The organism is Eisenibacter elegans DSM 3317, assembly GCF_000430505.1.
Lineage (GTDB): Bacteria > Bacteroidota > Bacteroidia > Cytophagales > Microscillaceae > Eisenibacter > Eisenibacter elegans.
This window is the reverse complement of sequence record NZ_KE387153.1, coordinates 74851-86549: the sequence shown is the minus strand read 5'-3', so window position 1 is coordinate 86549 and position 11699 is coordinate 74851. Positions and strand designations below refer to the sequence as shown.

The 11699-nt window shown below is 49.1% G+C and carries 10 protein-coding genes; 2 read left to right on the top strand and 8 right to left on the bottom strand.

Annotation, left to right across the window (positions count from 1 at the left end):
- The first annotated feature begins 3 nt into the window (after positions 1 to 3).
- The gene (locus G499_RS21890) at positions 4 to 294 is read left to right on the top strand and encodes a hypothetical protein (RefSeq protein ID WP_051296272.1); all 291 of its coding nucleotides are present in this window, start codon (positions 4 to 6) and stop codon (positions 292 to 294) included.
- Between the two features lie 47 nt (positions 295 to 341).
- Here the strand turns inward: G499_RS21890 and G499_RS0114015 are convergent, their stop codons facing one another.
- Positions 342 to 2018: a S41 family peptidase gene (locus G499_RS0114015; RefSeq protein WP_027000462.1), complete on the bottom strand. Its 1677-nt coding sequence runs from the start codon at positions 2016 to 2018 to the stop codon at positions 342 to 344.
- Positions 2019 to 2427: 409 nt separating this feature from the next.
- Between G499_RS0114015 and G499_RS0114005 the strand changes: the two genes are divergently transcribed.
- Entirely contained in the window at positions 2428 to 3624 is a 1197-nt protein-coding gene (locus G499_RS0114005; RefSeq protein ID WP_027000460.1) for an acyl-CoA dehydrogenase family protein, read from the top strand.
- A gap of 195 nt (positions 3625 to 3819) precedes the next feature.
- Here G499_RS0114005 and G499_RS0113995 read toward each other — a convergent pair whose 3' ends face one another.
- The 7 genes from G499_RS0113995 to thiH all read right to left on the bottom strand — a co-directional run bounded on the left by G499_RS0113995 (position 3820) and on the right by thiH (position 11671).
- The gene (locus G499_RS0113995) at positions 3820 to 4863 is read right to left on the bottom strand and encodes an acyloxyacyl hydrolase (RefSeq protein ID WP_154658467.1); all 1044 of its coding nucleotides are present in this window, start codon (positions 4861 to 4863) and stop codon (positions 3820 to 3822) included.
- A gap of 260 nt (positions 4864 to 5123) precedes the next feature.
- Positions 5124 to 5318, bottom strand: a complete 195-nt coding sequence (locus G499_RS21885; RefSeq protein ID WP_154658466.1) for a hypothetical protein — start codon at positions 5316 to 5318, stop codon at positions 5124 to 5126.
- A gap of 66 nt (positions 5319 to 5384) precedes the next feature.
- Entirely contained in the window at positions 5385 to 5747 is a 363-nt protein-coding gene (locus tag G499_RS0113985; RefSeq protein ID WP_027000458.1) for a hypothetical protein, read from the bottom strand.
- Between the two features lie 937 nt (positions 5748 to 6684).
- The gene (hisIE, locus tag G499_RS0113980; RefSeq protein WP_035727674.1) at positions 6685 to 7293 is read right to left on the bottom strand and encodes a bifunctional phosphoribosyl-AMP cyclohydrolase/phosphoribosyl-ATP diphosphatase HisIE; all 609 of its coding nucleotides are present in this window, start codon (positions 7291 to 7293) and stop codon (positions 6685 to 6687) included.
- Between the two features lie 51 nt (positions 7294 to 7344).
- A complete protein-coding gene (locus G499_RS0113975; RefSeq protein WP_027000456.1) occupies positions 7345 to 9006 on the bottom strand; it encodes an ArnT family glycosyltransferase in 1662 nt (553 codons plus the stop codon).
- Positions 9007 to 9156: 150 nt separating this feature from the next.
- Positions 9157 to 10272 carry a molybdopterin-synthase adenylyltransferase MoeB gene (gene moeB, locus G499_RS0113970; RefSeq protein WP_027000455.1) on the bottom strand — a complete coding sequence of 372 codons (1116 nt, stop codon included), beginning with the start codon at positions 10270 to 10272 and terminating at the stop codon, positions 9157 to 9159.
- Between the two features lie 280 nt (positions 10273 to 10552).
- Complete coding sequence (thiH, locus tag G499_RS0113965) at positions 10553 to 11671, bottom strand: 2-iminoacetate synthase ThiH (RefSeq protein ID WP_027000454.1); 1119 nt, start codon at positions 11669 to 11671, stop codon at positions 10553 to 10555.
- Positions 11672 to 11699: the final 28 nt, after the last annotated feature.

Below are 11699 nucleotides of genomic sequence, written 5' to 3'. Positions count from 1 at the left end.
ACCATGAAGTACAGCAATCATCTTGTGCAGCAGTATTATGTCGCAGCCTTGCAAGCCGTGTATATGCGCTTGGTCGTGATGGGCTTGGACGATGAGTTTGAGGACGAGGACTTCGACGATGCCTACGAAGATGCCTATGACCTAGACGACGAGTTTGACTTTGACGACAGCAGCTTTGACCCAGAAGACCTTGAGTCCGAATTTATCAATGATATGGACGAAGATGAGTTGCTGGGCGAGTTTGAGGATGAGTTTGAAGATGAGGACTTCGACGAAAGCTTCAACGACTGGTAAGACTTTTTGCGGAGCATAGGGAATTTCCCTAGCTCCAGCTCTTGTGGTTATTGTCCTATCCGAGCGGCTTCTTCAAATAGAGTGAGCGCTTTTTTGAAAATCTCATCTCGCTCCAACCAAATCGGGAAAAAGCCTTCTTCTTTCCAAACACTGCGGGCTATCCAAGCCTTGAGGTGTTGGGCTATCAGAGTTTGGCTTTGCCGATATTCTCCTGCATCAATCTTGATTCCAGCATCCAAAGCCATTTTTTGTAAAGCTTGGTGCATTTTCTCATTCACAACAAAGCCCTCATAATAAGCGCTATAAGTCTGTGTGCTGAGTGCCTGTTGGTGGTCTTCATAATAGCTCAAGGCGTAGGCCCTGATGATATTAAACTCATAGAGTTGGTTGAGCAGGCGGGTATCTTGGGTGGTATCTAGTGGCACAAACACATCCGGCATAATACCACCGCCGCCATACACTGTGCGGCCTGCTTTGGTGGTATATTGGAGGCCTGGGTCAAACTTGATGCTATCGGCAGTAAACAGCTCGCCGTGGTTGTAGCGCTCGCGCAAGTCGTTTTTGTATTGGGAGCCGTCGGGGTCGTTTTGGTAGGGCTTCTGGATACTTCGCCCACTGGGTGTATAGTACCGAGAAATGGTCAGGCGTAGCTCTGAGCCATCGTTTAGCTCCATTGGAACTTGCACGAGGCCTTTGCCAAAGGAGCGGCGACCGACAATCAGTGCACGGTCATTGTCTTGCAAAGCGCCGGCCATAATCTCGGAAGCAGAGGCACTTCCTTCGTTAATCAGTACTACGATTGCACCGCTTTCAAAAAGCCCCTTGATGTGCGCACGAGACTCTACATCATACTTTGAATTTTTGCCCTTGGTGTATACAATCTTGGCATTGCCCGGTATCAACTCATCGGCCATATCTACAGCCCTATCGAGATAGCCGCCGGGGTTGTCTCTGAGGTCGAGCATCAAGCGTGTCATCCCTTGTTTTTTAAGCTTGCTGAGTGCATCGCGAAATTCCTTATAGGTATTGGCCGAAAAGCGGCTGACTTTGATATAGCCCGTTTGTGCATCAATCATATAACTGACATCAACAGAGTAGCTAGGTATTTTGCCTCTCGTAACAATCACTTTGAAGATCTCGGAGCGTCCTTTGCGGCGAATGTCGAGGGTTACTTTGCTACCTTTCTTGCCGCGCAGATAGCGATATACGGTGGCGTTGTCAAGTGTATGGCCCGAGATACTCTGCCCATCGACGGCGACAATCTTATCGCCGGCGCGCAACCCGGCTGTTTCGGATGGCCCCCCGGGGATGGTAGCCACAACAACCAAGGTATCGCGGTAGATATTGAACTCTATCCCAATACCCTCAAAATCACCTTCTAGCTGTGCGTTGGCCATCTGAACATCCTTAACAGGGATGTAAGAGGTGTGTGGATCCAGCTTTTCGAGCATCTTGGTAATCGAATAGTCTACCAATTGCTCCGTATTGACGGTATCGACGTAGTCGCGATCAATATAAGTCAGAATTTGTTTGAGCTTGGCGTGGCCATTGAGCAAATCTTTTACTTGTTGGCTTCCACCAAACATCGTAGCACCCAAAAGCAATCCACAAGCCAAGGTGATGCCGATAAAAAATGGCAATCGGACTTGTGAGGGGCTGTTCTTAATTTCGGGTTTAGGCTCAATAGGTTCTTCGTGAGGAGGGGGTAGGGCGTTGGGTTCCATTAATCTTTCAGCAAGGCTTGGGTCATTTGGGGTGTTATTGTGCGTAAAAGTTTACAATTTTACAATCTTATGTGCTGACTGACAAATATAATTGGTTTTTTTTGTGTTTTTCTTACTTCAGCACCGCAGATACGCCATAGCTTGGTAAGAAAAGCCGACGCTGCCAAGTCTTCGATAGCGCTGGCAGTGTTGGCGACAACTTTGTGGCTGCCAATGCACAAATGTTGCGTGTATTCGTACATCAAGTGGCTGATTTTGATGGAGACCAAAATTTTTGAGCATCAAAGGTTGTCGAAAAAAAATTAGGCACGATGACCTAAGTATAAGACAAAAAAGTTATATTTGTACAAAACTAACCTGTCAAGCCGCTCCCGAGGCGGCTATCTAGCCACTACAATTCATTATCTGTATGAAATCACAGTATTTTACCGAAGAACACGAGCTGTTTCGCCAGAGTGTTCGTCAGTTTTTTGACAAAGAGGTTGTTCCCAATGCTGACAAATGGGAGCAAGAGCGCCGTATCCCTAAAGAGATTTTTCAGAAAATGGGAGAGCAGGGCTATCTGGGTATCAACTTTTCGGAAGAGTTTGGGGGAATCAATGCTGATTTTTGGTATTCGGTCGTTTTTCTCGAAGAGCTTGGGCGTACCAACCTCGCCGGCTTTACGACTGCCGTCAGCGTACACCAATATATGGCCATCAACCACATAGCCGAAGTTGGTAGCTATGAGCTTAAACAACAATATCTCGCCCCGGCTATCCGAGGGGAGAAGGTGGCCGCTCTCGGCATTACTGAGCCGGGCACAGGCTCTGATGTAGCCAATATCACCACCAAGGCTGAGCGCGACGGCGACCACTACGTCATCAATGGTTCTAAAACCTTTATCAGCAATGGTACCTATGGCGACTTTATCACCTTGGCCTGTAAAACAGCCCCACAAATGGGGATGGGAGGCATCAGCCTTATTGTGGTAGACCTTGACGCACCAGGCGTAACCCGCACTAAGCTCAATAAAATGGGCTGGCATTCTTCTGATACTGCCGAAATCAGTTTTGACAATGTTCGCGTACCCCTCAGCAATATCATCGGGCAAGAGAATATGGGCTTCTACTACCTGATGGGCAGCCTGCAATTAGAGCGCCTTGTGGCGGCTATTATGGCGGTTCCCGGAGCACAAGGCATCGTAGACCATACCCTGCAATACCTCCACGAGCGCCAAGCTTTCAACCGCCCGTTGGCCAAATTTCAGGTCATTCGCCATACCATTGCAGAGCTCAGCACCGAAATCGAAATGGCTCGCCAGATGGTATACAACAGCTGCTGGCTCCATAGCGAGGGTGAGGTGATTGTAAAAGAAGCTTCTATGGCCAAACTCTATGCCTCAGAATTGGTAAACCGCACAGTAGACCGCTGCTTGCAGTTCTTTGGCGGCTATGGATATATGGAAGATTACCCTATATGCCGTATGTACCGCGACGCACGCGTGGGCACAATCGCCGGCGGAACTTCCGAGATTATGAAGGAAATCATCTCCAAAGTCGTAATCGACGGGGTCAAGTTTGGCGCTGTTTACCAAGGCAACAACAAAAAAAGTACAGCCAAATAATCTATACCAAGATTTACAAGCTTTGAGGATTCATAGAATCTGACATTCTTGATTATCGAGGATTTTCAGCACTTATGCTTTCCCAAACCAATCTGAATGTATAGTGCCTTTCTCGCCAAACAAGGCTACACGGGAGCCCTGAAACATTACAATGGTATCAGGGCTTCTGAGTTTTTTCTATAACCCAAAGCTGCTTCAGAAGCTCACCGCGCCTAGGCGGTATCCCATACCAAACTCAAGGTTGTCCACACTGCCGCCCTGTGTGCGCAGGGCAAATAGCCCAAACCAACGCTTATGCCAATAATACTTCCAGCCAAACCGCTGATAAAGCCTAGAGTCGAAGGGCTGGGGTTTGTATATATATAGCCCGAGCGCAATGGTAGTGCTGAACCGCCCCATCACCACATCGATGCCTTGCGTAATGCTTACCCGCCAAGGGCTGTGTCGGCTCTGCTGAAAATCTTCTTGATAAAACAAAAAGCGCTCGTTATACATCCAATCAAGGCCCGAATGCCAAGCCAGTTTCTCGTTGAGGCGGCGCGCTACTATCCAGTGTAAGTTCCATACCGGATATTTGTCTCCTTCGGTAGGATATTGCTCTGTCCAAGCGGCAGCACTATACAGCTCCTGATACCAATAAGGCAAGGTTTTTTCTGCTGCACCAAGGCTGGCGTTGGTCTCCTCCGAGGGCTTGGGGCGATACTGTAGCCCTGCGCCCAGCTGTACGACATTGATACCCCAGTTGGGGAGTTGTGTAGCGCCATTTGAGAAGTGCCTTAGCCCTATACTCAAAGAAGCCTCCCATTGAGAATCCAGCCGGTAGTGGTAGCTTAAGGTACTGATAGACACAGCATTGAGTGAGCTTCCGGTCATCAGGTTTTTGTGATTGCCTACCCTGCGGTATGGGTTACTCACCCATCCCAAACCCATTCCCAGCTCTGTATGAATAGCTTGCTTGCGCCCTCGATATATCACAAAATCACCGGTATAGGTCATAGACAAGCCCTGCCCAAGAGCCTCTGTCTGAAAATCAGTATAGGCCAGCATCAGACCATAGCGTGGTAGGCCATACGCCTGTTCCCAAGCCTTAGCGCCAGCAGTTTGTCGGAGTATTTTCCCCGTGATAGTCCAAGGCGTAGCTTCTGTCAAGTGTGGAGTCAAGACTTTGTCAGGAATCATAGGGCCTATTCCCCATTTCAACCCATAGACCCAATGAGGGCGTGCTTGAGCAAGACCCATAACAGGATAGGCAAGAAAACTCCACAATAAACAAAGCCCCAACAAATGCTGTATTTTGGGGCAAAAGGATGAGTGATATAACGATTTTTTCAAAATATGGCGTGTTTTGTTGTGGGTTTTGCTCCACAAACACTGCAAATATACGCTTTAGTTTGAAACTAGCACCTTATAGTAAGCCCTTCTGTTGGGAAGCAAAAGCAACGCCTGCCAACACAAAGCGCGGCAGGCGTATGCAACCCTACATCAGCAAAAAACAAAGGTTAAGCACGGCGAGCGTCAGGCGGACTTGGAGGGAGTAAGCCCTGAGCGGCTTTGAGCTTTCCACTGCGCCAGCGTGCTTTGAAGGCGTTTAATTCGGCGTTGATGTTGCTTAACTCGGCGTGGAAGTCGCCAAAGATAGTGTTCATCCTCTGTTCCAAGGCGAGCAGTTGATTCGGGGTGAGTGGTGGGTTCATAAGCAGACATAACTTGAGCAATTAAGCAAGGTGATTAAATAATAGGTTTAGTAGGTCAAAAAGCCTTTAGGCCTCTGTTTGTTGGATTTGGTAGTAGTCTAGCAAATCATAGATTTTTTTGTCCAGCCTTTGAACCCGAGCCAAGCGTTGTTGTTGGCGTTGGGTCGTTTTCTGGCTGCGAAGGTGTTTGCTATAATGGAGTAGTGCGTCTGAGATGTGTTCCAAGTCGGCCAAGGTGATGCGTAGTTTCTGCATAGCCAGCGCTTGTGTCTCATCTGAAGTAGTGGACTGATGCGCAATAAGCTCTTCTGGTTCTGGCTCGATTACTTGTGTTGGGTGGCGATCAATGGCCGGAGAATGTGCCCATTCTTGTGCGACCTGATAAAGTACGGTACTTAGTCCTTTCCAATTCAATGTGATTCCGTTCATCTTAGTATATGGTTTAAGAAGTGAATAACAATGCCTGTCTTTACTGCTGTTTTGTTGATACAAAGTAAAGCAAGAGACTGCTAATTTCCTAAACAATTTGCTAAAAATTTTAGCAATCATAACTAAATAGCTGATTTACAAGTAGTTTTTCTTTAATTAAAAATGACTTTGCTCAAAAAATTAACAAACTACTCGTATCACTGAATACTTTCAACCTGCTGGACATTTTTGGAAAAATAGCTCGGAGCTTCAGCTCCGAGACAAGTTGAGGCCTCATTTTGGGGGTACCCTAAGACTTAGCCCATAGTTTTAACTGTGGGAGTTAAAAAGTGTGTAGCGGTGTGATTTCCAACAATACCCATCCTTGAGGCTATTGTTAAGACAGACTGTCTCTGAATTCTTGATCGGAATCAGACATAAAGGCAACGTAATTAATAGCCTCACTTAAATCTTGGTTGGTATCATAATCCCACTTTCCGCACCCCTTAATTTCGGATTACGGAATTAAGATAAAAATAAATTAAATTGATTTTTAATTGTGTTTTCAAATACAGCCCTACAGATGAGTATTTTTTAAAAATAGGTTTTATTATGATGAAACACTGAAAAATACTAATTTACTTGACAATACTTAATCTTGAAAAACAGGGTGCGGAAAGTGGAATAGGTATTAGCCTATCTCCAATTTCAAGTAGTCTCATTTAATACGTTATTTTAAAATTATTGCTACGACACACTCATACCTTCTCCACATTCAGCAATTATTTATTTTTAAACATAAAATAATAAATAAATATTATCAGGTATCCAAACTCTAGCAAGTTTTTTACCTGTTGAAGGTTCGGGGTAGGGTAGGCATCCAACAAAAAACCGCTCCCTGTTAAAAGGAGAGCGGCTCAATCAGTGGGGAAGGCTATTTTTGAGTTGGGGTAGTTGCTTAGGGCTTCTGGTTGCGGGCCTGCAATACTGCGATGATATCTTGCAACCTCATTTCTTGACTTTGGAGCAGTACCAATAGATGGTACAGCAGGTCGGCGGCCTCCTCACGCAGGCGTTCGGGCGTGCCGTTGGTTGCTTCAATAACGGTTTCTACAGCTTCTTCGCCTACTTTTTGGGCAATCTTATTGACTCCCTTTCTAAAAAGCTCTACTGTATAAGACTTGGAGTCTAGGCCTTGGGCGGCCTCTAGGGCGCGGCTGGCGATGAGACCTTGGAGTGATTCGAGAAACCAGAGGTTTTCTTGGTTACTTTCTTTGAAGCAGGTGTCTGTCCCTGTGTGGCATACCGGCCCTACGGGGCGCGCCAAGACAAGCAGGGTGTCCTCGTCGCAGTCGAGCATCATATCGACTACGTGTAGGTAATTGCCAGAGGTTTCGCCTTTTACCCAAAGTCGTTGTTTACTACGACTGAAGAAGGTAATAATACCAGTGGCCTTGGTTTGAGCATAGGCCTCTGCGTTCATATAGCCCAACATCAAGACCTTGCGTGTTTGAGCATCTTGGATGATGGCTGGAATCAGCCCATCCGCATTTTTATCAAAGTTCATATAATCCGTTAATTTTTGTACATCATCCAATACCTCCTGTATTGGGCTTTATCAATTGGCCGGGGGGTAGTTATAGACCAGGGTATAGTCAATCAGCTTGCCCATATCGGCCATCCATCCGCTGATGATGCGGGTATGTTGGGGGGGAACTTGTTGGCGTTCGGCCAGCCCATCCAAAAACTCTTGGTACTTGGGAGCATCAAAAATAAGCACTGTTTTCTGAGGGCGCGCATATAGGTCAAATACTTGGGCAAAGTCTGCGTGTGCTAACCCACGATAATGGCGCGGCACTTGGGTAAGGTAAAAAGGCAAGCTCGGATAAAACGGGCGAGCCATTACTACTTCTGTATCCTTTGTGCTTTCGCTGGCGATGCTCTGAGCGATGCGCTTGGTAGCGCCGCGTGGCTGCTCAAACGAAGGTACTATCAAGAGCCAAGCAAAAAAGACAAACAAGAGCACCTGTAGGGCCGAGGCTTTGATGCCGCGTTCTAAGGCACCACGACGGTATGCTTGCCAAGCGACCAAGCCCAGCCCTGTCCAGAAAACAGCCGTAATGACAGCCATCCCAATGCCCCAAGCATCGAGCAGAAGGCTTGCCCCTACAATCAGACCAACCCCTATCAAGAGGGTGAAGATAAGCAGCAACCATTGCCCCACACGCAAGTCTGTGGTTTGGACAAACCCTTCGGACTCTGTGTCGAGTATCGTCTGAGACAACAAAAGGGCAAAGCCTGCATAGGCTCCCATAGCATAAGAGGGCAGCTTGCTCGGAATAAGCTCATACAAAAACCAACCTGCTACAAACCACACACCTAGGTAGAGGTAGGTTGGCTCGGGCTGCCAACGCACCGCACGGCGGAAAAAACGCCCGATGGCCTTGGGGAAAAATACCGCCCAAGGAAGGAAGGAAATGAAAAACACCAATAAGAAATATCCCGGAGGACCCCATTGCCCAAAAGCAACGCCACCTGAAGCGCGTTTGAGGATATACCAATCAATCATCCAACGGATGTAGACTCCGCCATCGCTGAGCCAAGCCGCCCGCCCCCAAAGCCAAAGCGGCAGAAGGGCCAAGGGCAAGCCTAGCCAAGGGTGTAGTGAAACAAAACGCCAGCGTTTGGGATGAAACAAGACCAACAAGCCCATCATCCCAAAGGTCAAAATCAGAATAGGAGGGCCTTTGACCAGCACTCCCAGCGCTACGGCTGCCCACAACAGCCCTGCCCAGCGCCAACTGGGACGCTCGTAGTGCCGAATGATGGCCAACGCCGCTACGGTCTCAAAAAAGGTCAACAATGCGTCGGTTACGGAGATTTTCCCCAAGTTGGGCAATAAGATAGAGCAGGCCATCAGAAGGGCGGCTCCAAGGGTTACTTCGCGACCAAAAACCTCACGCCCAAGCCAGTAAAGTGTCAGACAGGTCAAAACTACTGACAAAGCGCTGGGAAAACGCACTGCAAATTCGTTTTCGCCAAAAAGCCAATAACTGCCCGCAATCGCCCAAAAATGTAGTGGTGTCTTGCGGTGGGGTTCTGACCACAAAAAGTCAGGAACAACCCAGTTGCCTGTAGTCCGCATCACGTGGGCAAAGCCAGCATAGGCGGCCTCGTCTTCGTCCCAAAGGGAAGTATTGTGATTGTTGAGGAAGACATTGAAAAGGGCTAATCCAAAAAAGACCCACAGAAGGGTGCGGTTGCGCAAAATGGCCTGCATAAATGATGTCGATAGCGTAGTATTTGTTTTGGAATGCAAGTAAGCAATTTTTGACCAAAAAGCCTTTTCAGATTAACGATTTCAGAGTTACGAGTTTGGATTGACGATTTCAGAGCTATGATTCGTGAATCGCAAATTGTCAATCCCAAATCAATATCTCGGCATAGAGTGGTCTATTTGGCTTGCCCAAGCCTCAATACCGCCCGTGAGATTGAGCAATTGCCTAAAGTCCCCTTGTTGGCGGAGGTATTGCAGAGCCTGCATACTGCGGATGCCGTGGTGGCAAATCAAGACTGTGGGCAACTGTGGGTCGAGCGAAGGATGGCGGCTGGGTAACTGCCCAAGAGGCAGGTGTATGCTGCCCGCGAGGTGGCAGATGTCCCATTCAAAAGCCTCCCGCACATCGACCAGCTGTAGCCTCACACCAGCTTCCAATTGAGCTTGGAGCTGTGTAGGGCTGATTTGGACACCATCGGGTAGGGCAGGAGCTAGCCCACAGACGGCGGCATAGTCTGCTTCGAGAGCTTGGCGCTGGAAGTTGTCCTCGTTGCGGCGGATGGAAAAGCTGCGTTGCTGGCCGCTGAGGAGGTCGATGCTGAGTAGCTGGCCGCTAAGTACTTGGCCGATACCCAAAATCATCTTGAGACACTCCGCCGCCATCAGCGTGCCCACCAAGCCCGGCAACACACCCATCACACCGGCTTGAGCGCAGTTGGGCGCTTCTTCGGGCGGGGGTGCTTGGGGGAAGAGGCAGCGGTAGCTAGGCCCTCCCTGATAGTGAAATACGGCCACCTGCCCCTCAAACCGATGGATAGCCCCAAAGACCAAGGGTTTTTGGAGAAGTGTGCAGGCATCGTTGATGAGGTAGCGCGTGGGGAAATTGTCTGTCCCGTCGATGATCCAGTCGTAGTCTTCCATCAAGGGCAGGATGTTGTGTGTGTTGAGGCGCTGCACAATAGGTACTAGGCATATCTCAGGGTTGAGCGCCGACAACCTAGCAGCAGCGACGGCGGCCTTGGGCTGTCCGATGTCGGCAACTTGGTAGAGGACTTGGCGCTGGAGGTTGCTCAGCGCCACGGTGTCGTCGTCTACGATGCCGACAGTGCCCACGCCGGCGGCAGCCAAGTACTGCAATATGGGGCAGCCCAGCCCTCCGGCACCTACTACAAGCACCCGGGCTTGTTTGAGTTGGAGCTGTCCGGCCATCCCTACTTCTGCTAGGGAGAGATGACGGGCATAACGAGTTTGTTCTGAGGAGTTTAACAAGGTATTGCGTAGTTATGGGTTTGGAGTCTGAGTTTGTTAGTGCAATGGGCAATCACATTAACCACAAAGGTCGCAAAGTAGACGCAAAGCACGCAAACTGGAGCTTCGCCTACACCACTCTGGACATTGTTGGAAAAGTAGCTTGGAGTTCCAGCTCCGAGACAAGCTGAGCCCTCATTTAGGGGGTAAAATGAGACTTAACCCACAGCTTTAACTGTGGGATTTGGAAAATGTCTAGGGGTGTGAGCTTCGTCTATGTGAGGACACCGAGCGAAGAGGCTCAGAAATCCCCAATACCTACAGCATTTTTAAAGACCGGCTCATAGCCTTGACGGCGGATGCTTGCGACCACTTCGGTGGTGGGGCGCTTGTCGTCTATTTCAAACTGTTCGAGCGCCATATTGGGATTGGCATAGCCTCCGGGGTCTGTTTTGGAGTCGGCACTCATCGAGGTAATGCCCAGCTTGAGGACATGATCACGGAAATGGGGCGATTCGCGGGTCGAAAGCGACAACTCTACCGTATCGCTCAGCAGGCGGTAAGCACAGATTAACTGCACCAGTTCGCGGTCGCTGAGCTGTACCTTGGGGTTCAGCCCTCCGGCACAAGGCCGCAGGCGGGGAAACGAAATCGAGTACTTGCTTTGCCAGTAGGTCTTTTCGAGGTACTGCAAGTGGGCCGCACAGAAGAAGCTGTCTGTACGCCAGTCTTCTAAACCCAGCAGTACTCCCAGCCCCATTTTTTGGATACCGGCACGCCCCAGACGGTCGTGGGTATCGAGGCGGTAGTCGAAATTAGATTTTTTGCCCTTGGGGTGGTGGGTTTTGTACTCCTCTCGGTGGTAGGTCTCTTGGTATACCAACACGGTATGCAGTCCTTCGCGCCTGAGCAGCGCGTACTCGGCCTGTTCGAGGGGCTGCACCTCCATCGCAATATGGGCAAAGTGTGGCCTGAGTAGGCGGATAGCACACTGTAAGTACTCCACCCCCACAGTTTTGTTAGCCTCACCCGTTACGAGCAGCACGTGCTCGTAACCCATTTGTTTGATGACGGACATCTCGGCCAAAATCTCCTCTTCGCTCAAGGTTTTGCGGGCTATCGGCACATCCAAGCTAAAGCCGCAATAAGTACAGATATTCTGACACTCATTGCTCAAGTACAGGGGGATGTACATCTGTATGGTTTTGCCAAAGCGCTGTTGTGTTTGTTGGTGGCTGCGCTGTGCCATTGGCTCCAGATAAGCCGCCGCCGCAGGCGATACCAAGGCCTTGAAATCTTCCAAATCGAGCCTGCCTGGTTTGGCCAGCGCTCGCACTACATCAGCAGCACTTTTGCGGTAAATATCGTCTTGTATCGCCTGCCACTCATAGTTTGCAATCAAGTCTTTAAAGCTTTGCATAAGGCATTGAGGGGTTTTGAGGGGGTAT

Excerpts from the sequence above, each read along its gene's own strand:
- G499_RS21890 (WP_051296272.1), top strand. The coding sequence starts at position 4 with ATGAAGTACAGCAATCATCTTGTGCAGCAGTATTATGTCGCAGCCTTG.
- G499_RS0114015 (WP_027000462.1), bottom strand. The coding sequence starts at position 2,018 with ATGGAACCCAACGCCCTACCCCCTCCTCACGAAGAACCTATTGAGCCT.
- G499_RS0114005 (WP_027000460.1), top strand. The coding sequence starts at position 2,428 with ATGAAATCACAGTATTTTACCGAAGAACACGAGCTGTTTCGCCAGAGT.
- G499_RS0113995 (WP_154658467.1), bottom strand. The coding sequence starts at position 4,863 with ATGGGTCTTGCTCAAGCACGCCCTCATTGGGTCTATGGGTTGAAATGG.
- G499_RS21885 (WP_154658466.1), bottom strand. The coding sequence starts at position 5,318 with ATGAACCCACCACTCACCCCGAATCAACTGCTCGCCTTGGAACAGAGG.
- G499_RS0113985 (WP_027000458.1), bottom strand. The coding sequence starts at position 5,747 with ATGAACGGAATCACATTGAATTGGAAAGGACTAAGTACCGTACTTTAT.
- hisIE (WP_035727674.1), bottom strand. The coding sequence starts at position 7,293 with ATGAACTTTGATAAAAATGCGGATGGGCTGATTCCAGCCATCATCCAA.
- G499_RS0113975 (WP_027000456.1), bottom strand. The coding sequence starts at position 9,006 with ATGCAGGCCATTTTGCGCAACCGCACCCTTCTGTGGGTCTTTTTTGGA.
- thiH (WP_027000454.1), bottom strand. The coding sequence starts at position 11,671 with ATGCAAAGCTTTAAAGACTTGATTGCAAACTATGAGTGGCAGGCGATA.